This window comes from Gangjinia marincola (assembly GCF_039523415.1).
Classification (GTDB): Bacteria; Bacteroidota; Bacteroidia; order Flavobacteriales; family Flavobacteriaceae; genus Gangjinia; species Gangjinia marincola.
The window spans coordinates 63589-86202 of the sequence record NZ_BAAAFG010000001.1 but is presented as its reverse complement, the minus strand read 5'-3'; the positions used below and the strand labels follow the sequence as shown (position 1 = coordinate 86202).

19 protein-coding genes are annotated in these 22614 nt (G+C 38.9%); 15 read left to right on the top strand and 4 right to left on the bottom strand.

Annotated features, from left to right (window positions below; genetic code table 11):
* From ABD000_RS00410 to ABD000_RS00400, 3 genes are all read left to right on the top strand, one after another.
* Positions 1–654 carry an alpha/beta hydrolase gene (locus ABD000_RS00410; protein ID WP_343762383.1) on the top strand — a complete coding sequence of 218 codons (654 nt, stop codon included), beginning with the start codon at positions 1–3 and terminating at the stop codon, positions 652–654.
* A 1-nt stretch (position 655) separates the two neighbouring features.
* Complete coding sequence (arsC, locus tag ABD000_RS00405) at positions 656–1000, top strand: arsenate reductase (glutaredoxin) (RefSeq protein ID WP_343762380.1); 345 nt, start codon at positions 656–658, stop codon at positions 998–1000.
* Between the two features lie 77 nt (positions 1001–1077).
* Positions 1078–3522, top strand: a complete 2445-nt coding sequence (locus ABD000_RS00400) for a TonB-dependent receptor (protein WP_343762377.1) — start codon at positions 1078–1080, stop codon at positions 3520–3522.
* Between the two features lie 63 nt (positions 3523–3585).
* Here the strand turns inward: ABD000_RS00400 and ABD000_RS00395 are convergent, their stop codons facing one another.
* Complete coding sequence (locus tag ABD000_RS00395; protein WP_343762375.1) at positions 3586–3765, bottom strand: hypothetical protein; 180 nt, start codon at positions 3763–3765, stop codon at positions 3586–3588.
* A gap of 146 nt (positions 3766–3911) precedes the next feature.
* Between ABD000_RS00395 and fumC the strand changes: the two genes are divergently transcribed.
* Positions 3912–5309 carry a class II fumarate hydratase gene (gene fumC / locus ABD000_RS00390; protein ID WP_343762371.1) on the top strand — a complete coding sequence of 466 codons (1398 nt, stop codon included), beginning with the start codon at positions 3912–3914 and terminating at the stop codon, positions 5307–5309.
* 142 nt (positions 5310–5451) lie between these two features.
* Positions 5452–7023 (top strand): S41 family peptidase, encoded by a 1572-nt coding sequence (locus ABD000_RS00385; protein WP_343762367.1) that lies wholly within the window; start codon positions 5452–5454, stop codon positions 7021–7023.
* Positions 7024–7394: 371 nt separating this feature from the next.
* Here ABD000_RS00385 and ABD000_RS00380 read toward each other — a convergent pair whose 3' ends face one another.
* Positions 7395–10715 carry a cytochrome c biogenesis protein CcsA gene (locus ABD000_RS00380; RefSeq protein WP_343762365.1) on the bottom strand — a complete coding sequence of 1107 codons (3321 nt, stop codon included), beginning with the start codon at positions 10713–10715 and terminating at the stop codon, positions 7395–7397.
* Positions 10716–10841: 126 nt separating this feature from the next.
* On the opposite strand from ABD000_RS00380, the gene ABD000_RS00375 reads away from it, so the two are divergent.
* The 10 genes from ABD000_RS00375 (at position 10842) to ABD000_RS00330 (ending at position 21062) form a co-directional block, all read left to right on the top strand.
* Positions 10842–11612 (top strand): Rossmann-like and DUF2520 domain-containing protein, encoded by a 771-nt coding sequence (locus ABD000_RS00375; protein WP_343762363.1) that lies wholly within the window; start codon positions 10842–10844, stop codon positions 11610–11612.
* The gene (locus ABD000_RS00370) at positions 11596–12105 is read left to right on the top strand and encodes a KdsC family phosphatase (RefSeq protein WP_343762361.1); all 510 of its coding nucleotides are present in this window, start codon (positions 11596–11598) and stop codon (positions 12103–12105) included. The genes ABD000_RS00375 and ABD000_RS00370 overlap by 17 nt, the downstream gene beginning before the upstream one ends.
* Before the next feature lie 213 nt (positions 12106–12318).
* On the top strand, positions 12319–13230 hold the full coding sequence (locus ABD000_RS00365) for a geranylgeranylglycerol-phosphate geranylgeranyltransferase (RefSeq protein WP_343762359.1): 912 nt from the start codon (positions 12319–12321) through the stop codon (positions 13228–13230).
* A 2-nt stretch (positions 13231–13232) separates the two neighbouring features.
* Positions 13233–13814 (top strand): Maf family protein, encoded by a 582-nt coding sequence (locus ABD000_RS00360; RefSeq protein ID WP_343762356.1) that lies wholly within the window; start codon positions 13233–13235, stop codon positions 13812–13814.
* Positions 13815–13822: 8 nt separating this feature from the next.
* A complete protein-coding gene (locus ABD000_RS00355; protein WP_343762353.1) occupies positions 13823–14791 on the top strand; it encodes a septum formation inhibitor Maf in 969 nt (322 codons plus the stop codon).
* Between the two features lie 3 nt (positions 14792–14794).
* Entirely contained in the window at positions 14795–15331 is a 537-nt protein-coding gene (locus ABD000_RS00350) for a mechanosensitive ion channel domain-containing protein (protein WP_343762351.1), read from the top strand.
* 9 nt (positions 15332–15340) lie between these two features.
* Complete coding sequence (locus tag ABD000_RS00345) at positions 15341–17842, top strand: PIG-L family deacetylase (RefSeq protein WP_343762349.1); 2502 nt, start codon at positions 15341–15343, stop codon at positions 17840–17842.
* Positions 17843–17968: 126 nt separating this feature from the next.
* On the top strand, positions 17969–19663 hold the full coding sequence (locus ABD000_RS00340) for a sodium:solute symporter family protein (protein ID WP_343762347.1): 1695 nt from the start codon (positions 17969–17971) through the stop codon (positions 19661–19663).
* The gene (locus ABD000_RS00335) at positions 19650–20627 is read left to right on the top strand and encodes a Gfo/Idh/MocA family protein (protein WP_343762345.1); all 978 of its coding nucleotides are present in this window, start codon (positions 19650–19652) and stop codon (positions 20625–20627) included. The genes ABD000_RS00340 and ABD000_RS00335 overlap by 14 nt, the downstream gene beginning before the upstream one ends.
* A 12-nt stretch (positions 20628–20639) precedes the next feature.
* The gene (locus tag ABD000_RS00330; RefSeq protein ID WP_343762343.1) at positions 20640–21062 is read left to right on the top strand and encodes a PH domain-containing protein; all 423 of its coding nucleotides are present in this window, start codon (positions 20640–20642) and stop codon (positions 21060–21062) included.
* Positions 21063–21114: 52 nt separating this feature from the next.
* On the opposite strand, the gene ABD000_RS00325 is transcribed toward ABD000_RS00330, so the two are convergent.
* Together ABD000_RS00325 and ABD000_RS00320 are read right to left on the bottom strand one after the other, a co-directional pair.
* Complete coding sequence (locus tag ABD000_RS00325) at positions 21115–21741, bottom strand: LysE family translocator (protein WP_343762340.1); 627 nt, start codon at positions 21739–21741, stop codon at positions 21115–21117.
* Between the two features lie 164 nt (positions 21742–21905).
* A complete protein-coding gene (locus ABD000_RS00320) occupies positions 21906–22574 on the bottom strand; it encodes a hypothetical protein (RefSeq protein WP_343762338.1) in 669 nt (222 codons plus the stop codon).
* Positions 22575–22614 lie beyond the last annotated feature (40 nt).

Genomic DNA, 22614 nt, shown 5'->3' with positions numbered 1-22614 from the left:
ATGACTACTATTCCACTTTCTTTAAAATATAAACTTAGACCATCTTCGCTATCCTCAAACGCTCCTGTTATCATCATGTTTCATGGATATGGGAGTAATGAAGAAGATTTGTTTTCATTTGCCCCAGAGCTTCCACCGGAGTATTTAATCATTTCTGTAAGAGCACCTTACCCTATGCAACCCTATGGTAATGCATGGTATGCGATACATTGGGATAATGTAGGCGGAAAATTTAGCGATGATGAACAAGCCATTTCCTCCCGAAATAAAATCAGCCAATTTATTGATGAAATAGTAGCGCATTATCCGGTTGACCCGAAGCAGGTTACCCTACTGGGCTTTAGTCAGGGAACCATTTTAAGTTATGCTGTTGCACTTTCATATCCTGAAAAAGTGAGTCGGGTAATTGGCCTAAGTGGATATATCAATGAAGGAATCTTGGCTGAAGGCTATGCGCAAAAATCATTTGATCATCTTACTATTTATACCTCTCACGGTAGCGTAGATCAAGTTATCCCGGTGAGTTGGGCACGAAAAGTCGCTCCGTTTTTAGATCAACTTTCTATCGAACACAAGTATGCCGAATTTCCTGTAGGTCACGGGGTTTCTCCTCAAAATTTTAAAGACCTTAATGAATTTTTAGCCAACACTTAGTATGATCACCATTTACCATAATCCCAGATGCCGCAAATCAAGAGAAGCACTTTCACTATTAGAAGGTGAAGGAAAAATGCCTTTAGTGAGACTTTATCTAAAAGATGAATTAAGCGAACAAGAACTGGTCAATTTATTAAATAGACTTGCCATCAAACCCATTGATATAATAAGAACTACTGAAAAAATCTGGAAAGAGCAATATAAAGGCAAAGACCTTACCGATAAAGAAGTCATTCAGGCTATATTAGACAATCCTATCCTAATGGAACGCCCTATAGTAGAAGCCGGTGAAAAAGCTGTTATCGGCCGTCCACCAGAGCGTGTTCTTTCTATACTGCCATAAGCAATAACAATCCGCCTTAACTTAGCCTTAACTTAGCCCACAGATTAATTGCTCTACTTTCGCTCAAAAGTTATGTTATGCGAAGGATACTCCCCATTTTATTCTTATCTCTATGGATTTTTTGTGTACAGGCGCAGCGTCCTTCTTCCCCATCTACATTTGAAATAACCGGTAAAGTGGTTGACAAATCTTCGGGTATTCCATTAGAATATGCTACGGTAGCGCTTGCTAATATAAAAACGCCAGATCAGTTAGAAGGCGGTATTACAGATGCCAATGGAAATTTCATGGTAGAGGTTCCGCAAGGTGTATATAACATTAGTGTAGAGTATATTTCGTTTGAGACCTTCCGCATAAGCGCAAAAGAAATTGATCAACCTACCGATTTGGGAACAATCAAACTGGGTATTGCTGCAGGCGAACTGGATGAAGTGGTTGTTATTGCCGAAAAGACCACGGTTGATATTAGATTAGATAAAAAGATTTATAATGTAGGGAAAGATCTAACTGTAAGTGGAGGGACAGTAAGTGATGTATTGGATAATGTTCCTTCAGTTTCTGTCGATGTAGAAGGTAATGTGGAACTACGAGGCAATGGAGATGTACGTATTTTAATTAATGGAAAACCTTCTGCTCTTACCGGGTTAAATTCTACTGATGCTCTACGACAACTACCCGCAGAATCTATCGAACGTGTTGAAGTAATTACATCACCGTCTGCTCGCTATGATGCCGAAGGAAGCGGTGGCATCATCAACATCATCCTTAGGAGAAGTAAATTACAAGGGCTTAATGGTTCTATTGCGGTAAATGGAGGCTATCCCTGGCAAGCAGGAATAAACGGCAATCTAAATTACAGGGTTGGCAACGTAAATCTTTTTACTAACTCTGGATATAATTACAGAGAATCTCCTGGTAATTCACTTACTGAGACTAGATTTAATGATGGAAGTTTTCTACGTGAAGACCGTGAATTTGATCGAAGTCGTCAAGGTTATAATTCTAATTTTGGGATAGAATGGTATGTTAATGAGACTGCTTCAATAACACAAACTTTATTCTTACGAGAATCTGATCGGGAAAATGACGGTTCAAATTTGATTACACAGATTGATGAAAATGATGTTGTAAACAATACCTTTAGATTTACTCCAGAACTTGAAGATGACAGAACAATTCAATATACCGCTAATTTTAATAAACAATTTGAAGAGACGGGGCATTCGTTAACGGCAGATTTTCAGTATGAAGAAAGTGAAGAAGTTGAAGCTGCTTTGATTACACAAAATGGTAGTGATGCAGAATTTAACCGAACGACTGAAGATCAACGTAGGATTTTATTACAAACAGATTATGTGCGACCCGTAGGGGAAGATGGTCAATTTGAATTTGGTTATCGGGGAGATTTTAATACGTTGATTAGTGACTATGACGTAGTATTTATTGATCCTACCGAAGAAGAAATTGGTTTTCCTAACCCTAGTAATGTATTGGATTTCACAGAAACAATTAATGCCATTTATAGTCAGTATGGGAATAAATTTGGTAAATTTTCTTTCTTAACCGGTTTAAGATATGAGAATACAAAACAAGTAATTAATCAGTTAGAAACGAATGAACGAAGTATTAATGATTTTGATGGCTTATTTCCTACGTTAAATTTAAATTACGAATTTACTGAAAAACAAAGCGTTCAGTTGGGGTATAATCGAAGACTACGAAGACCAAGATCGTGGTTTTTAAATCCATTCCCATCAAGGTCCAGTGCTACCAATCTCTTTCAGGGAAATCCTGCTTTGCTTCCCTCCTTTTCCAATCAAGTTGACCTGGGCTATCTAAATAGGATGTCAAAAATTACGCTAAATAGCTCAATTTATTTTCAACGCTCCACAGATGTAATTAATTTTATAACAATCCCAACGGGAGAATTTGTTCCTATTGTAGTAGACGACGGTAATCCTAATGCAGAACCTCAATTAGTAGAGGTAGTTCAACGCTCACCTGTAAATCTTGCACGAAATGATCGTTATGGATTTGAGTTTACTGTTACCTATCGTCCCACAAAAAAATGGAATATGAATGGAAATTTTAACCTTTTTAATAATATTACACGAGGTGACTTTAACAATCAAAATTTTGATGCCGAAAATCTAAGTTGGTTTATTCGACTTAATAATAAGTATACCCTGCCGGGTAAGGTTGATTGGCAAACAAGGGTATTTTATCGTGGCCCTACTGAAGATGCACAAAATCGAAATGAAGGGATCTTTACGCTATCGCTTGCATTTAGTAAGGATTTTTTCGACGAGAAAGCTTCTTTGGCATTGAATGTTAGTGATTTGTTCAATAGCAGGATACGTAGAACAGAAACAAATATACCTGGTCGATTACAACGAGAAAGCGAATTTCAATGGAGAGAGCGTAGTGCTAATCTAACATTTACCTATAGATTTAATCAAAAGAAAAAACGAGGTCGATCTGGTGGAGATGATGATGGGGACGACGGAGATTTTGAAGGATAACGAATTCTTTGTAACAAAAAAAGGGAAGCGTTTGCTTCCCTTTTTTTGTTTTATCTCTGAAGCTTAAACAGCCTGTTTCTTTTCTTCACGCTTCTTTTTCCATTCTTTTACATTTTCAATAATCGACCCTGTAAGCCAGTAAGGAATCATAAAGGTTAATAAAAAAATCATTAACCAAAACCCCATGGTTAAAATTCCTAAAAAAGCTAAAAAACCTAAATATTGATCAAATTCGAAATTCATTTCTTTGCGTTTTGAGGTACAAAAGTAAGCTATCACCTACAATCAACCAAAAGTCCACTATAAAAATCCGTAGAAAAGTTCACGGGTTATTAACAGGCTAACGCATCAAAATATGTAAATTTGTTACCTTTAAAACTACGCATATTATGGAGTACCGTATTGAGAAGGATACCATGGGAGAGGTTAAAGTTCCTGCAGATAAATTATGGGGCGCACAAACAGAGCGCTCAAAAAATAACTTTAAGATTGGTGCTGCTGCCTCTATGCCATTAGAGGTGATTTACGGCTTTGCGTATCTTAAAAAAGCTGCAGCTTATACCAATTGTGATTTGGGCGTACTTTCTCCAGAAAAAAGAGATGCAATTGCAAAAGTATGTGATGAAATTTTAAATGGAATACATGATGATCAGTTCCCATTGGTGATTTGGCAGACCGGGTCTGGTACGCAAAGTAACATGAATGTGAATGAGGTCATCGCGAACCGTGCGCATCAATTGGCAGGCAAAACCATAGGTGAAGGCGAAAAAACGCTTCAGCCTAATGATGATGTAAATAAATCTCAGTCGTCTAATGACACCTTCCCTACCGGCATGCATATCGCTGCCTACAAAAAGCTAGTTGAAGTTACGATCCCCGGGGTAGAGCAACTGCGCGACACCCTTCAGCAAAAATCACAGGACTACAAAAATGTAGTCAAGATTGGTCGAACTCATTTTATGGATGCCACTCCCCTCACCCTTGGGCAAGAATTTAGTGGCTATGTAGCTCAATTAAATTATGGACTTAAAGCACTCCAAAATACCCTTCAACATTTAGCAGAGCTTGCCTTAGGAGGAACCGCCGTGGGAACTGGTCTTAATACGCCTGCGGGATACAATGAAAAGGTCGCTGACTACATTTCAGAATTCACCGGATTACCTTTTGTAACAGCCGCTAACAAATTTGAAGCTTTAGCCGCTCACGATGCCATGGTAGAAACCCATGGTGCGCTTAAACAACTAGCAGTTTCGCTGAACAAGATCGGAAACGATATCAGAATGTTAGCATCCGGGCCACGTAGCGGAATTGGTGAAATCATCATCCCCGCAAATGAACCCGGTTCATCCATTATGCCGGGCAAGGTAAATCCTACGCAATGTGAAGCGTTAACCATGGTTTGCGCCCAAGTTATGGGGAATGATGTTGCTGTTACGGTTGGCGGAGCACAAGGACAGTTTGAGCTCAATGTCTTTAAACCAGTTATGATCGCCAACGTTTTACAAAGTGCGCAGTTAATCGGTGATGCTTGTGTATCATTTGAACAAAATTGTGCCGCGGGAATTGAACCTAATCACGAACGCATTCAGGATTTATTGGATAAATCGCTCATGTTGGTTACAGCATTAAATACCAAAATAGGCTATTACAAAGCAGCTGAAATTGCGAACACTGCCCATAAAAATGGTACTACGCTTAAAGAAGAAGCCATTAAACTGGGCTACGTCACCGAAGAAGAATTTAATCAATGGGTTAAGCCCGAAGACATGGTGGGTGAATTAAAGTAATTCAACATCCTACTTATACTTTTAAAAAGGCCCTTCTGGATGCAATATCTGGAAGGGTTATTTTGTTTCATACGTTCAGTATTATTAAAAAATATAAAGAAATTAGTGTTATATTTTCAGAATAATTCTACATTTTGTCTGTATGAAAATGATAAAATCAATTCTCGCTTGTGTTATAGTTTTTTCACTTTGTATTTCTTGTCATTCTCTTAGCTCTTCGGCAAATTTAGGAGAACGTAAAGTATCCAGAAACACCATAGATTCTAATGATAAGCATAGCTATTTATCAATGGAAGAAATTCAAGAAGATCTTCATGTTTTTGATTCTATCTTAAGAACCAAATCTTCATACCAAGGATTAAACGGATATTATTACAGAGAGGATTTAGACCTGTTTTTGAATGAAAATAACGGTAAAAGTATAAGCAAAACTGAATTCGGTATCCTACTATCAAAAATTATTGGAAAAATTGGAGATAGACATGCGTATATAAAAGGATATGATTTACCTGAATCGCTTTACTTTCCAATGTCTTTTGCGCCTTATCAAGAAAAAGTTCTAGTTATAGAACGTGATAATGTGACTAAAAAATACAACTTATGGGATACTAAATTCCCTTACATCTCCAAGATCAATCATATACCCATAGACACCATATTAAGTCAGATTCTTCCTAATGAAGCTCTTGCACCTAAGAAATCCTATCTTCTTAGATCAGTTCGCGATTTAAGGGATATAGAAACAGCCTTCAGATTGATGAATATGGAATTACCTAACCCCTTATCAATAACCTTGAAAAATGATCAGGAAATTGAAAAAGAAGTAAAAGTAACTTTAGTAGAAAGAACCAAAAGAGCAAAAATATGGGATGAACGATATAACAAACCTAATTTCTTTTTTGATAGGGATGATAAAAAAATTAATGATCCCAATGTCATAAAAACCTTTTTTAGGTATGAGAACGATTATGGATACATACAAATCCCATCAATGATTGACAAGCAAGATAGTCCTGTATATTTTGATTTGCTAAATAAGTTTATGACATCCGTTAAAAATAGTCAGTTCTTGATCATTGATGTTAGAGATAATGGAGGTGGAAATCGAGAATTTATTAATGAACTAGCTGGTTATTTTATCCATAAAGATTCAATCCATGTAGTGAATGTAGCTCAACAGCGAAGAATACTCTTACAAAACGACAATTTTAAAGAAAGATTGAATGCTAGGTATCTATATTCAAACAATCAGCTCAATGAACAAGAACAAAGTGCCGTCGCTAAATTTACAAGTTCATTTCAACCTATATACCAAATGAACGACAATAAATATAGTGAGAATCACTATTTTATATTGAATGGTAAAGATCTTTCAAAAGACAAGTATCACTATAATAAACCCGTTTATATTTTAGCAAACGAAAGAACATTTAGTGCGGCTTCGATATTGGTTTCGGTATTCAAAAATCTACCCAATATTACCATTGCCGGGATTACCACAGATGGATCAAGTGGCAATAGTGAACGTTTCAAATTGCCTAATTCTGGTTTGAGGGTGAAAATTAGTACAATGGTTTCTTTTCAAAAGGATGGTAATATATTAGATGGAATGGGAACAAAACCTGACATTATTATAGAAAGAAACTTAGACCAAATTTTCTTTAAGGAGGATCATCAATTAAAAAAACTGATTGAGATAGCTAAGTCAAACTGAAGCTAGTCCCGTTTTCACTTACTCCTTATTTCTTATAGATTTCAATCCCAAAAGAATTATTACGATTCATGCTATTCAGTACTATTCATAAAAATCTATACCCATTGTGCTGCTGAGAGCACTTGTGATAGAAGCCTTGGCGAAGATTGAGTTGAATTATGCAATCATTAAACCATTGTGAAGTTAATAAAGATCCCTGCCTTCGCAGGGATGACAGAAAAGATTCCGAATCAAGTTCGGGATGAGAGATTAATATGATGTGTCTAACTTCCTCTCCCTATTGTCTTCGACGAATGACGGAGGAAAAAGAGAAAGACACAGGACCGAGGTGCTGGCCAAGATTCCTTCATACTACTGTTTCACAGCAATCCTTATTCGGAATTAATGTTCAAAGATGGGCTCCCGCCGCGGACGCTTCTTTCTAAATGCTTATTATACTGTCGTTTTGATAAAACACCTAACACTGAGATGATCGCCAGTGAAATCCCAATAAACTTATAGCTGATAATTTGATCGCCGCTGGCATAACTGTGTAAGCCTGAAAGATAAAAGTTCACTCCAAAATAAGTCATCAAGACCGATCCAAAGGCCAAAATTGCCATCAAGTTAAACAACCATCTGCCTCGTAAACCGGGGATTAAGCGCATGTGCAACACAAAAGCATATACGATAATCGTAATCAGCGCCCAGGTCTCTTTTGGATCCCAGCCCCAGTAACGTCCCCAACTTTCATTGGCCCACTGTCCACCTAAAAAGTTTCCTATGGTCAACATGATTAGTCCTACGGTAATAGCCAGTTCTGTTATGATCGTAATCTCCTTGATGTTAAGATCCATCTTCGCTCTATTTTTCTTAGTCGTAAACATCATCAAAAGAAGAGCTACTACTCCTAAAATCATTCCTAAGGCAAACGGTCCGTAGCTTCCTACAATCACAGAAACATGAATCATTAACCAGTAACTATCCAGTACCGGGACAAGATTAGCAATTTCGGGATCAAGCCAATTCCAGTGAGCGATCATCAAAATCATAGATGACACAAAGGCAGTAGAGGCGATAGTTAATTCACTTTTTCGGCCAAAGGCCAATCCCATCCCCAAGGTTGCCCAGGCAATATATAGCATACTCTCGTATGCGTTACTCCATGGGGCATGTCCGCTGATATACCATCTTGCAATTAAGCCAGCGGTATGCACGATAAATAATACTACTATAAGCCATTTAAAGGCCGAAACAGTATATCGTACCGCCTTATTTTCTTTAAAAATTTTAATGATTACAAATACAAACATGAGCAATCCTGCGATCATTAAGTAACGATATAACTTTCTGAACACATCGTACTTATTGTAGGCAATTTCTGCCTGAATCTTTTGATCGCTAGGCATCACATCTGCCCCGTATTTCTTCTGAAAGCCTTTGATGCTGGTGAGTAAATCTTCGGCTTGAGTGTAGTCCCCGTTAGCCTTTGCGGTTCGTAAGGATGCAAAATACAGCGGAATAATTTGTTTTACATACACCGAATCTACTCCTTCAAATACGTCATTTTCTGCGGTGGCTTGAACCGTGACCCAAGTATTATTATCATCACCGGGAATTGGAAAAAGATTCAATAAATCCCCCCGTAGTGTTCTATTAAGCAAATTCACCTTTTGATCAGTCGCGATAAGATCTTTCTGGATACTGGTTTTTACCTCTGCCCTGTAGGCATTTTCTAAATATGATCCCAACTTATAATTCGCTTCCTGATCAAAGAATTGCACAAAAGATAACAGCTTTTGCTCTTCACGGCTGGTACCGATCATTTTATGAATACTATCGTTCTCGCGCTTTACATAAATCAAGGGTACATTAAACCACAGCGCAGGATTCTCTAGCATAGAAATCAAGACCTGATCATTAGTGAGTCCTTCATACCCCTCTTTATGGCTAATCTTACGCAATAATTCTGACGAATACGTGTTGATAGGCTTCATTCGGCCGCCCTCATCTTGTATGACCAATTCTCCAAACTTGGCTGCATGCTCCGGACTTACGGCAGTAGCTTTGATGATAGAATCAATACGTTGAATTGCTTGTGGAGTAAGCGCTACCGTGGTATGGTTTTCATGTCCTTCACCGGGAGCGTGATTATGTCCCGCATGCGGATCTTGATTTTCTGCCGGCACAAATGCCTCAACGGCATGATTATGTCCGTCATGATCGTTATGATCCTGCGCCTCTTCTTGCGCGAAAGCAGAAAGACATACAAGTGCTAATATTACAGCTAATGATGCCTTTTTCTTCCTGATTTTCTCCAATTGTTTGGCTAAAAAACCAAAACGGGATTCTTTAACGAATATAATTAAGATTAATCCCAAATACAGTAAGAAGTATCCGATGTAAGTGACCCATGTCCCCCACCAGTCGTGGTTTACTGAGAGAATTGTTCCGCCTTCATCAGGGTCAAAACCTGATTGGAAAAATCGATATCCTTTATGATCTAAAACATGATTCATATAAATTTCATAAGGTTCTGAAGTGCCTTCGTCTATCACTTCCACTTTACTTTTAAATGCCGAATAGCTAGGTTGAGGATTAGCTTCGGTCCCGGGATATTTCTCTGCAATAAAATCATTCAGCTGAATGCTAAAGGGTAATTCAATTTCTTTGCTTCCGTAGCGCAGCAAAACGTCTAAGCCGCCTACAGAGACTTTTTTGTGGTCGTTTACTCTTCCTTTTCCGCCAAGCAACTTCACTTGTTTACTTTCGCCGTTAGAGCGCACATTAACCACAATAGCATCTTGTAGATTAGGCGTTTCCTCCTTTGCCGGAATGATATCGTACTTGCCCTTTATCGCGGGATCTGGAAACACAAATTGCATATTCGCCACATTGTAGAGTGAGCGAAGATTTAGCGGACTTAAGCTATCTTTCACTACCTTGCCGCGCGCCTGATCTGCCATGCGCATAAAGTCTCCCTCAAAAGGCGAATCGATGAAATAACCCTCATCATTGATGATAATATTAATGGCTCCTTTAGTGTATTTGTTGTATGCAAAGAGCACGTTGTGAATGCTGGCTACCTCGCCCTCTTCAAGATAGTGATCATGACGATTTCCATCACCGGCTTCTACAATTTTAAGGTAGTTTTTACCTGCTTCATCTTCAACCAGACCTTCTTCTGCCCCGTCGATATATTCTACGATCTCAAATTCTACCGGTTGACCTTTAAAATCTGAACTTAAACTTTCCTGATTACTTGCACCCACAGCCATAAGAATAGGGAAATCTACTGCCCGGCGCAAAGGTTCACCTTCAAATTCACCTTCAATAAACGTACTTAAATAGGTTTGCTCACTAAAGATTACATTAGAGACGTCACCCTCACGAATTGGCATTGCTCCTTCATAGCCGATATAGCGCGTGATAAAAGCGCCAATTAAAATAAGAATAAACGAAAGGTGAAAGACCAGCGTTACTAACTTTTCTTTTCGCAATAGGCGGTATCTAAAGATATTCCCTATAAAATTGATGACAAAAAATACCATGATGGCTTCAAACCACCAGGCATTGTAGATCCAGACTTTTGCCGTAGCAGTACTATATGAATTCTCTACGAATGTCCCAACTGCCATGGCAACTGCAAAGACAATAAAAAGAACTCCCATTAAGCGTGTAGAAAATAAAATTTTAGAAAGAAATTTCTGCATAAGATGACCTCCTTAAAAGCTGTGCAAAGATACGTAACAAAAGACTTTTTAACAGTCGAAAACTATTCCAAAAACATTCTACAGATGTTAATTTTAAATACGTGCTTATTTTGGTATTTTAGCCTCATGATCAATGTTGTTCTTCTTGGCTGCGGAAACGTTGCTTCGCAACTTTACGATGCGTTTTCGGCACCTTCTAATGCTGCGGTTAAGGTGGTGCAGGTGTATGGGCGATCGGCAAAGAAATTGCTCCCGTTTCAACAAAAAACACCGGTCACAACAGACTTACAACAACTAACTGAAGCTGATCTCTATCTCATTGCCGTAAGTGATGAAGCGGTGATTTCGGTTTCTGATCGAATTCCCGGCGAGGGAAAATTAATTGCACACACCAGTGGCACTGTGACCATGCATGCCATGAATAAACTGCATCACAGAGGTGTGTTTTATCCCCTACAAACGTTCACAAAAGGAGTCTCGCTGGATTTTGAAACGATTCCCTTATGTTTAGAAGCTGAAAATGAAGAAAATTATATACTGATGGATAAAATTGCCCAGAGCATCTCATCTCACGTGATACCGCTTAAAGCCGATAAACGAAGGCATTTACACATGGCAGCGGTATTCGCCAATAATTTTACCAATCAACTGTATCGCATGGCGCATGAGATTTGTGAAGAGCATCGCTTAGAGTTTGATTTGCTTAGACCATTAATTCTAGAAACCGCACAAAAAGTACAACGCACTTCTCCATTTGTCGCACAAACGGGTCCTGCAAAACGCGGAGATGTAAAAACCATCGAAAAACATTTAGAACTACTTTCAACCAAAGAACAAAAAGAGATCTATACACTACTCACCCATCGCATTGCAAAAATCTATGGAAAAGAATTATAAGGAATTACTCAATAACATCACCACCTTTGTATTTGATGTGGATGGCGTATTTACCAATAGTACTGTACACGTTACGACCAATGGTGAGTTACTCCGCGCTATGAGCATTAAAGATGGCTATGCGGTAAAAGCTGCTGTTAAAACAGGATATACGATATGCATCATTAGCGGCGGAACAAATGAAGGAGTGCGTGAACGTTTTAGAGGTCTGGGCGTGACAGATATCTATTTAGGAGCGCACCATAAAACAGATCAACTGGAAGAGTTTTTTGATGTGTATAACATCAATCCGCAGCAGGTGTTATACATGGGTGATGATGTGCCAGATATTTATCCCATGCGCATGATAGGTTTACCTGCCTGCCCCCAAGATGCTGTCCCGGAAGTGAAAGCAGTCTCTAAATATATTTCTCATAAAAACGGCGGTGAAGGTTGTGTACGCGATGTGATTGAACAAGTCATGAAAGTACAGGGGAAGTGGATATCCCCCTAGCCCCCAGAGGGGGAATTATTGAAGTCGAAAATGAATCCCGAAGCTTCGGGAGAACTTGAACTTGAAATCCTCCTTCGCTATGCTATTTAGTCGAAAGAGGATTGATAAAATCGAGATGCCTTTAAAACTAATTAGAATTATAAACTACTGAGTTAGTATCTATCATCTAACCCCTAAAAGCGAAGCGATCTACATTCTATAAAACAATAAATCTTGGACTACCTCAACCTCATTCGCTGGCCTAATCTCCTTATCGTAGCCCTCACCTTGCTGGTCATCAAGTATTATTTTTTGATACCCTTTAATGCGGGAATGACGTTAGATGATCTTCATTACGGGGTATTGATCTTTGCAACGCTCTGTATCACGGCTTCCGGGTACGTCATTAATGACCTATACGATATAGGAGCTGATCGAATTAATAAACCTAAACGGGCATTTATCCCGGAGAAAATTTCTGAAAAAACAGCCTTTACCCTATTTATCGTATTCACCAGCGCGAGTTTATTAAGCGGATTTTACCTTGCCAATCATATCAACCAGTCGTCATTTGCAGCTCTGTTCCTAATCGTTTCTGGATTACTGTATGCCTATGCCTCTTACTTGAAAAAAGTATTACTCATCGGAAATATAATCGTGAGTGGTCTGGTAGCTTTGGTATTTTTGCTCCCAGCCATTTTTGATCTGCTTCCTTCGATTACTTCTGCAAACAGAGCAGCGCAAAAGACACTGTTTAATATTCTTACAGATTATGCGGTATTTGCATTTGTGCTTAATCTTATTAGGGAGTTGGTGAAAGATCAGCAAGATATTGATGGGGACCTAAATGATCGTGTAAAAAGCCTACCTATTGTATTAGGGCGTAATCGCACCAACAAAATTATCTTCGCCTTGATTCTTGGCTGTATCGCACTAATCTTTTATTATGTGTACACCTATCTTTTTCAATATGATACAGCTATATTTTATAGCGTGTTACTTTTAATGGGCCCCTTATTATTTTGTGCGATTAAAGTCTTTACAGCAGAGCGTAAACGCCATTATTCGTTGATAAGTCTGCTGTTAAAAATTGTTATGGTTTTCGGAATTTGTTCCTTGGGATTGTATAAATTCCTATTATTGTAACCATGCTCCAAGAACGTTTAAAAAACCACAAAATTATACTTGCATCGGGATCGCCCCGAAGGCAACAATTTCTCAAAGACCTCAAGATCGACTTTGAGGTGCGGCTAAAGGAAATTGATGAGAGCTATCCACCAGACCTAACAGGATCTCATATCCCAGACTATTTAAGCGAATTAAAGGCAGATGCCTATGAACTGGAAGATGATGAAATCTTAATTACAGGAGATACCATCGTTTGGCATGAAGGTAAACCCCTTGAAAAACCAGAATCTGAGCTGCAAGCCTATACCATGATAAAATCCTTGGCCGAGAAGACGCATCAGGTGATTTCATCGCTTTGTGTAAAAACTATCAAAAAAACCATTGTTGTTAATGATTCTGCTTTTGTAAAATTTAGAGCTTTGACAGATGATGAGATCATTCACTATGTAAAACACTATCAACCCATGGATAAAGCAGGAGCGTATGGTATACAGGAATGGATTGGTCTTATTGGAGTAACCGGTATTGAAGGTTCTTTTTTCACCGTTATGGGATTACCTACACATTTGTTGTATAAGGCCCTGTACGATATTACTGAATAACACATACTATGAAAAAAATTGGCTGCGTTTTAATATGTCTATTAGTGGTAAGCTTATGGAGTTGTAAAGAAGAACAAGAAACTGCTTCAGTCAATGCTACAGCGACACCAGAAAATACTAACGAGAATACATCAGCTTCAAATCAAACCTCTTCCAAGCAAAGTCAGGATAAAAAAGCCAAACCTCGTTCACAAGACTTTAAAGACTACTGGTATTCCGGCGAAGCCGAAATTACTTCATATACACTTAAACAATCCCGATACGGCGAAATGCGCGAAGGTGATGCCGTACTCATATTTGTCACCGAAGATTTCCTGCCGCAGGAACAAGTAAAGGCCGATCAAAAAAGCAACGATAACATTCCTGTTTTAAAACTAAACAGCACCAAAAACTTTGTGACTGGAATTTATCCATATTCCATCATGCAAAGTACCTTCTACCCAGTAAGCGATGATCAACACGCATTAAAAGTGACCAGTAGCATTCAAGAATGGTGCGGACAGGTATACGCACAACTCAATAATAAAGACCAATTCAACGTAAAAACACACTCCTATTTTGCCAGTGAGGGAGATCAACAATTACGCTTACCTAAGGCTGCCTTAGAAAACGAACTGTTTGTGCAGATGCGCGTCAATCCGTTTGATATTAAAGTTGGGGATTATCCTATGATTCCGTCATTTGAATACCTACAATTAAAACACAAAGAGTTCAAAGCATACGAAGCACAGGTGAAAATTGAAACGGTATTGGGAACCCGTCTTTTATGTGAGGTGGTCTATCCAGAACTTAAGCGCACGCTTAGAATCATAGCTGAAAAAGACTTTCCTCACAAAATCATCTCGTGGAATGAGACCTACCCTGATGGTGACAAAGAAATGACTACTTCGGCTACCTTAAAAAAACAGCTTAAAACATCTTACTGGTTGCAAAATAGAAATGTACATCGCGTATTAAGGGATAGTTTACAACTATAAATTATGATCGAACTAATACAGGCTTATCAGTCTGAGCTTATCTACACGCTTGTTCTTATCCTTGTACTCCTATTTGTTCGATTTCTTTTTGTTAAGGGAGTACGAAAAGTTACTGTCCTAGAGCGATTTAATGTCGTGCGTAAGCGACTCATGATACGCTACATTAACATTGGAATTACCATTTTTGGATTTTTAGGCTTTGAGCTTATTTGGCAGTTTCAGTTTGAAGATATTTCTTTAGTGTTTTCATCCGTATTTGCTGTATTAGGGGTCGGTTTATTTGCAGCATGGTCTATTTTGAGCAATGTTACTAGTGGGGTAATCATGTTTTTTTCCTTCCCGTTCAGAATTGGGGATAGAATCAAAGTGCACGACAAAGACGTTGAGCTGGAGGGAGTAATTGAAGATATTAGAGCATTCCATCTTCATATGCGCAAGGATAATGGTGAGTTAATTACTTATCCAAACAATTTAATGTTACAAAAAGCGATCTCTGTTCTTAATCATTCTTATCAAGAAGATGATGGAGATAGCGTTTAAACGATATTTATGAGACATGTTTTCTTACTAGTATTTTTATCTGCAACCGTACTACAGGCTCAAAAACCTGCCCCTGCAGATGCTGTTTCTATTCACAATAACATTAAAAAATTGAATTTTTTGGGTACTGCACTATATGTAGCTGCTCACCCAGACGATGAAAATACACGGCTTATCTCCTATCTATCCAACCATGTTCATGCGAGAACAGGTTATCTCTCCCTTACCCGCGGTGATGGCGGACAAAACCTTGTTGGTCCCGAAATCAGAGAGCAACTCGGCCTTATTAGAACCCAAGAACTGTTAGCAGCACGCCGCGTGGATGGTGGTGAACAACGCTTTACACGCGCCAATGATTTTGGCTACTCCAAGCATCCAGATGAAACCTTAAAAATCTGGAATAAAGATCAAGTATTGGGCGATGTGGTTTGGGCAATTCGCACCTTTAGACCAGATATTATCATTAACCGTTTTAATCACCGTACCCCGGGTACTACACACGGGCACCATACCTCAAGCGCCATGTTAAGTGTTGAAGCTTTTGACCTGGTAAACAATAAAAAAGCCTATCCAAAACAGCTTGAATATACTTCTATCTGGCAACCTAAACGCCTTTATTTTAACACCTCCTGGTGGTTTTATGGCAGCAGAGAAAATTTTGAAAAAGCCGATAAAGGTAAACTTCAACAAGTAGATGTAGGTGTTTTTTACCCGTCAAGCGGAAGGTCTAACAATGAGATCGCATCCATTGCAAGTAGTCAGCACTTATCTCAGGGATTCGGCCGAGTGTCTAGTCGCGGTTCGCAAGAAGAATACGTAGAATTTTTAAAAGGTGAACAACCTGAAGGTGACGACCTATTTTCAGGGATAAACACCACTTGGTCACGTCTAGAAGGCGGCAAAGCTATTGGAGATATTTTATATAATGTTGAAGAGGATTTTGATTTCACTAATCCCGCGGCCTCTATCCCACAGTTACTCAAGGCTCAAAAACTCATTAAAGCTTTGCCGTCAAGTCATTACAAGACCTTAAAACTAGAAGAAATCACAGAAATTATCATCGATTGTGCCGGGTTATATCTAGAAGTAACCGTGGCAAATGCAACTGCTGCGCCGGTTGAATCCATAGAACTCAACTATTATTTATTAAATAGATCAAATCGTGAAATTAAAGCGCAGCTCTTCGTTGCTTCAAACAATATAAAAATTCCTCCCTCAAACCGTAGATTTGACTTATTGCCCAATCAACCAATAGACGAGAATGTAACTGCTACCATCGCCAAGGATGCTGGATATACATCGCCATATTGGTTAGAAGAAAAAGGAACCACAGGAATGTACACCGTTAAAGACCAAGATCTCATCGGCCAGCCAGAAAATGACTCTTCGGTTAGTATCCATTTTCAGTTAGTATTTACTGTAGATGGAGAACAACAGGTACTTGATGTAAAACGCCCCGTGGTGTACAAATATTCCTTGCCCGAAAAAGGAGAGTTATACAAACCTTTTGCCATTGTACCCAAGATATCCCTAAGCATGGCAGACGATGTAATTGTATTTAGCAATACACAAGCCAAAGAAATCAAGGTCGCGCTCAACGCCAATAGCGCGAATCAGTCAGGTGAACTTAAGCTTCAGGCACCTAAAGGATTTTCGATTACACCTGCTACTATTCCGTTTGAACTCAATCAAAAAGGAAGTGAGTTTTCAGCAGTGTTTACGGTAAGTCCACCTGCAGCCGCAAGCCAAGGAACACTTTCCGCGCAAGCGAAAACCAAAGAATCTACCTACACCAACGAATTAATTACCATTGATTACGACCATATCCCAACCCAGTACATCGTTACCCCTGCCACAGCAAAAGTGGTCAAGCTAGATGTAAAGAAAAAAGGAAGTAAAGTGGTTTATATTGAAGGTGCGGGCGATGTGGTGCCAGAGAGTATCATGCAGTTGGGCTATGAGGTTGCTAAAATTAGTCCTCAAGAACTATCTGCAGATCATCTGATAGATGCAGATGCCGTGGTGGTTGGCATACGCGCGTATAATATCTCTCCAGAGTTACGCCTCAAAAATAGTTTTATTCTGGATTATGTAAAAAGTGGAGGCAATGTGATTGTACAGTACAACACCAGCCGAAGGCTAAACTTTGATGAACTCGCCCCTTATCCACTATCCTTGTCACGCGACCGGGTAACCGATGAGTTTGCCGCGGTAAAGTTTTTGACTAAAGAGCATCCCGTGCTTAACCAACCTAATAACATCACAAAAGCAGATTTTGAAGATTGGGTGCAAGAACGTGGACTCTACTTTCCGAACGAATGGGATGATGCTTACACACCCATTTTAGGATGGAATGACCAAGGTGAATCGTTAAAAAAAGGAAGTTTGCTCATCGCTCCCTACGGTAAAGGAAACTACATCTATACCGGCATAAGCTTTTTTAGGCAGTTCCCGGCCGGAGTATCTGGTGCCTACCGCTTGTTCGCCAATATGTTGTCCTTGGGGAAATAATTATAACTTACCAACATGAACCTAACCTCACATTCGTATACCTGGAAAAAGCGATACAGTATCGTACTCATCGCGAATGCCGTGTATATTGCACTGTTTTATCTCCTGATGAATTACTTCTCTTAGATGGCAACTATCGATTATATCATCCTTATCGCCACATTAATTTTTATCGTTGTTTATGGCGTATATAAAACCCGAAAAAATACATCGGTCAACGACTACATTAAAGACGAAGATGCGAAATGGTGGACCATAGGATTATCGGTCATGGCGACTCAGGCCAGCGCAATTACGTTTCTCTCAACTCCCGGGCAGGCCTTTCACAGCGGGATGGGTTTTGTACAGTTTTACTTTGGGTTACCCATTGCTATGGTCATTATTTGTTTGGTCTTTATTCCCATTTACCACAAATTAAATATTTACACCGCGTATGAGTACTTAGAAACGCGTTTTGATTTAAAAACCAGAACACTCACGGCAATTCTCTTTTTAATTCAACGGGGACTAGCTGCTGGTATCACCATTTTTGCACCCGCGATTATTCTTTCGGCAGTATTAGGATGGGATTTACTCACGCTTAATATCATCATTGGTGTACTGGTCATTATCTATACCGTAAGTGGCGGGACCAAAGCCGTAAGCGTCACTCAAAAGCAACAAATGGCGGTTATTTTTGGCGGAATGATCACCGCCTTCATCCTCATTTTTAGCTATTTACCAGAAAACATCAGCTTTACCAAAGCCTTAGAAATTGCCGGATTGCACGATCGCATGAACTTGGTAGATTTCTCCTTTAGCTTGGATAATCGCTATACCTTTTGGAGCGGAATCATTGGCGGGACGTTTTTGGCGCTTTCCTATTTTGGGACAGATCAAAGCCAGGTACAACGCTACCTTTCCAGTCGATCCATGCGTGAAAGTCAGCTGGGATTGATCTTTAATGGATTACTCAAAGTCCCCATGCAGTTTTTCATCTTACTGGTGGGCATCATGGTATTTGTGTTTTATCAATTTAATCAAACGCCCTTACACTTTAACCCCGCTTCTAAAGATGCGGTGAATAATAGCGCTTTCGCGGAAGAATACACCCAGCTTGAAGATGACTTATATCAACTACAAGCTACCCAACACCAACACACCTTGGCCTATGCTTCTGCAACGACCGAAGCTGAAAAGGACCAACTCAAAGCATCGATCTTAAAACTTTCTAATCAAACCAGTGAATTACGTGAACGCGGAAAAGAACTGATCTCACAAGCAGATGAAACCATTGAGACCAACGATAAGGATTATGTCTTTATTCATTTTATCATCAACAACTTACCCCGTGGGCTCATTGGTTTGCTCTTAGCGGTGATTTTAAGCGCAGCGATGTCTAGCACAGCTTCAGAGTTAAACGCACTGGGAACTACCACCGCCATCGACTTATACAAGCGTAACGCGGGTGAAAAATCTGAAACCCATTTACTCAAAGCCTCCAAAGGGTTTACTTTATTATGGGGAGTTTTAGCCATTTTGGTAGCTTGTGTAGCAGATTTATTTGATAACCTCATTCAGTTGGTAAATATCATAGGCTCCATCTTCTATGGTAATGTACTTGGTATTTTCCTACTGGCGTTTTTCTTTAAGTACGTCAAAAGTACTGCCGTGTTTATTGCGGCGATCATTACGCAAGCCATCATCATAGCGATCTACTTCTTGGATTGGTTGCCGTATTTATGGCTTAATTTTGTGGGTTGTGCCATTGTTATTGGGACAGCATTGTTACTACAAACTGCTCTACCTTCTTCAAAAGAACCTAAGCATGTCCACGAATAGAATCTTTCATTGGGGAATTTTAGGCTGCGGAAAAATCGCACACGAATTTGCAGAGGATTTAGCGCTCATTGGCAATGCCAATTTACATGCGGTAGCTAGCCGGAGTGAAGAACGCGCAAAAGATTTTGCCTCCACCTATTACGCTGAAAAATGGTACGGTGACTATCAACAATTAGTTGACGACGATCAGGTAGACATTATTTATATCGCTACGCCACACAGTTTTCACTATGAGCATACCCTACTAGGCTTAAATGCGAAAAAGGCTGTACTCTGTGAAAAACCTTTTGCGATGAATGCAGATCAGGTCAAAGAAATGATTGCCTGTGCAAAAGAAAATAAGACCTTTTTGATGGAAGCCTTATGGACACGATTTCTACCCCATTACCAAAAGGTTCTGGAATTTTTAAAGACAAAAGAACTTGGGGAGATTACCCATCTTCAAGCAGACTTTGGGTTTGATAGTCCCTTTGATCCTGATCGGCGAATTTACAATAAAGCTTTAGGCGGTGGGAGTTTGTTGGATGTAGGGATTTATCCTGTCTTTGCTGCGCTAACATTATTGGGACAGCCAAAAGAGATCACAGCAAGTGCTGTGTTTGGTAAAACCCAAGTAGATCATCAGTGTACTATTGAATTTAGGTATGCAAAAGGCGTTACCGCTGATTTATGTTCAGCCATAGATCAAAAAACACCCACAGAGTGCATCATCACCTGTCAAAAAGGAATCATCAAGATCAACAGTCGCTTTCATGAACCCAGCACAGTGAGCATCTTACAAGGTGGGCAAGAGGAAACGCTGGATGTTGGATACACCTCAAATGGGTATTATTATGAGGCCGTTCACGTTCAAGAAATGCTGGCTCAAGACAGGTTTGAAAGTGATGTATGGGGATTTGATCAAAGTCTGGCTTTGATTGAGTTGTTGGATACGATTAGGGAGAGAATTGGGTTGGAATATTAAATTTGAAAACCAATGAAAAAGAAATATCCCTCCAAAATTTCTTATCCACTGCTAATAATTATAGTATTGGGCTTTTTGGCGATAATTGTTCCAAATGCTATAAATACAAAAGTTGAATTTCAGCAAATAGTCCTTCTGGGTATTGTGATTATAGTTTTCGCTCTTATTCTGCATATGTTTTTATCTACCTACTATCTCATTGAAAATGAATATTTGCGTATTAAATGCGGGGTTTTCTCTTACAAACCGATCTCCATACATGAGATTAAAGAGATTTCTAAGACCAATAGTTTTATGTCTGCTCCTGCACCCTCATTTGATCGCATAGAAATTACATACAGAAAGTTTGACTCCATCCTAATCTCCCCTAAAGATAAGCTAGGCTTTGCTCAACAGCTAAAAGAGATTAATCAGGATATAAGGATAAATATTTAAAGCATCAGTTTGTAAAATTGCTTTAGAAAAATTAGAGAACTTCACTATGCCTCTACTTAAACCACACCAAATACACCAAATTCGCCAATCCTACAATTCCGGTTAAGCAACCAATGATCAAATCCATTTTAGTGGCAATAACGGTGAGCCGGTGCTCAATCTTATTAGCTATCGTAGCATAGGTGGCATAAACAGTAAATGATCCCGCCGTAGAACCGATGGAAAAGAACAAAGCATTTATAAAACTGTATTCAAAATAATCCAATCCAATTAAGAGCGATATGGCCGTAAAATAAAACGGTATCGCAAACATATTGAGCAATGACATTCCTATCCCATGCATATAGGCTTTAGATTTCTCTATCTCTACCCGTTTAATAGTTTTTTCTTTGGTTAAATAAAGTCGAAAGAAATAAATGGATAAAAGAAGGAGTATCCCTGTACCCACTTGTTGGATTAACGTGATGTATTCAGAGTTTTCCATCAAAATACTAGATAAATAAGCACCCAGATTGGCTTGAAAAAACAACACCGTAGCGAAGCCACCGATAAGAAATAAGGCCGCTTTTAAACCACTTTTAAGACTAAATTTTACTACGGTAAGATTCAAGAAACTGGGGGACAAACTCCCCGAAGCAGCTACAATAAAACCAAAAAACACACAGGTGAAAAAATTCATACGATCAAATAACGAGGATTAATCTTTCAGAAAAAAGACCAATACAATAAAAAAACCGTCTCAATTGCTTGAAACGGTTTAGGTAAAATTAATCTTTTCGATTATAAAACTAAATAGTAATTAGATTAGAGAAGTGAATTCTACTCTATCATATTCTTATATGATTAGAGCTTATAATAATCTATCAAGCTATCTACTAAATATCCAGTAATTATAAATCTTACTGATGTATCAGACGTTGAAGAGTTCCAAACTTGAATAGATCGCCCTTGAGTTGCGATCAATAAGGGAGCTTTATTTGCTTGTAAACAAGTATTTCCATTTGCAGAACCTCCAGTAATAAAAATTTGAGGATTAAATCCACTACCTGAAGAAGTAGAAACTCTAACACCTGCATAAAACTCATTAGAAGGACCAGAGACGGTTGATGTAGCACAAATTTGTTCTATGACTAAAATTTTTCCAGTAGGCACAGGCAAAAATGATCCCCCAAAAGAACCTGAGTTATCATAACTGATATTATAATCCACGAAAGCCCAAGTACTTGAAGCTGAAGCCCCAAAATCTGCTATTTGAACAAATATAGCATTTTGAGGAATACTATTTTTAGACGTTAAAGATTTCCACTCTCCAGAGGCAAATCCTTCAATATCTTGGCCGGCAGAACTATAGCGAATAGTTCCTTCTTCATTAGGAGATGATGCATCTTCTCCTACTTGTATTTGTCCGATAACATCAAGCATTTGACTAGGATTACTAGTATTAATACCAACTTGAGAGTGCGTAATACTATAGTTTAAAATCAAAAATAACCATATTAAAATTATCCTCATACCAATACATATTTCTATTTAATGTATTCAGAAAAAAAAA

Coding starts and splice junctions, on each gene's coding strand:
- ABD000_RS00330 (WP_343762343.1), top strand. CDS start 20,640: ATGAAAAAGAAATATCCCTCCAAAATTTCTTATCCACTGCTAATAATT.
- ABD000_RS00340 (WP_343762347.1), top strand. CDS start 17,969: ATGGCAACTATCGATTATATCATCCTTATCGCCACATTAATTTTTATC.
- ABD000_RS00410 (WP_343762383.1), top strand. CDS start 1: ATGACTACTATTCCACTTTCTTTAAAATATAAACTTAGACCATCTTCG.
- arsC (WP_343762380.1), top strand. CDS start 656: ATGATCACCATTTACCATAATCCCAGATGCCGCAAATCAAGAGAAGCA.
- ABD000_RS00345 (WP_343762349.1), top strand. CDS start 15,341: ATGAGACATGTTTTCTTACTAGTATTTTTATCTGCAACCGTACTACAG.
- ABD000_RS00400 (WP_343762377.1), top strand. CDS start 1,078: ATGCGAAGGATACTCCCCATTTTATTCTTATCTCTATGGATTTTTTGT.
- ABD000_RS00350 (WP_343762351.1), top strand. CDS start 14,795: ATGATCGAACTAATACAGGCTTATCAGTCTGAGCTTATCTACACGCTT.
- ABD000_RS00320 (WP_343762338.1), bottom strand. CDS start 22,574: ATGAGGATAATTTTAATATGGTTATTTTTGATTTTAAACTATAGTATT.
- ABD000_RS00380 (WP_343762365.1), bottom strand. CDS start 10,715: ATGCAGAAATTTCTTTCTAAAATTTTATTTTCTACACGCTTAATGGGA.
- ABD000_RS00375 (WP_343762363.1), top strand. CDS start 10,842: ATGATCAATGTTGTTCTTCTTGGCTGCGGAAACGTTGCTTCGCAACTT.
- ABD000_RS00355 (WP_343762353.1), top strand. CDS start 13,823: ATGAAAAAAATTGGCTGCGTTTTAATATGTCTATTAGTGGTAAGCTTA.
- ABD000_RS00370 (WP_343762361.1), top strand. CDS start 11,596: ATGGAAAAGAATTATAAGGAATTACTCAATAACATCACCACCTTTGTA.
- ABD000_RS00325 (WP_343762340.1), bottom strand. CDS start 21,741: ATGAATTTTTTCACCTGTGTGTTTTTTGGTTTTATTGTAGCTGCTTCG.
- ABD000_RS00385 (WP_343762367.1), top strand. CDS start 5,452: ATGAAAATGATAAAATCAATTCTCGCTTGTGTTATAGTTTTTTCACTT.
- ABD000_RS00395 (WP_343762375.1), bottom strand. CDS start 3,765: ATGAATTTCGAATTTGATCAATATTTAGGTTTTTTAGCTTTTTTAGGA.
- fumC (WP_343762371.1), top strand. CDS start 3,912: ATGGAGTACCGTATTGAGAAGGATACCATGGGAGAGGTTAAAGTTCCT.
- ABD000_RS00360 (WP_343762356.1), top strand. CDS start 13,233: ATGCTCCAAGAACGTTTAAAAAACCACAAAATTATACTTGCATCGGGA.
- ABD000_RS00335 (WP_343762345.1), top strand. CDS start 19,650: ATGTCCACGAATAGAATCTTTCATTGGGGAATTTTAGGCTGCGGAAAA.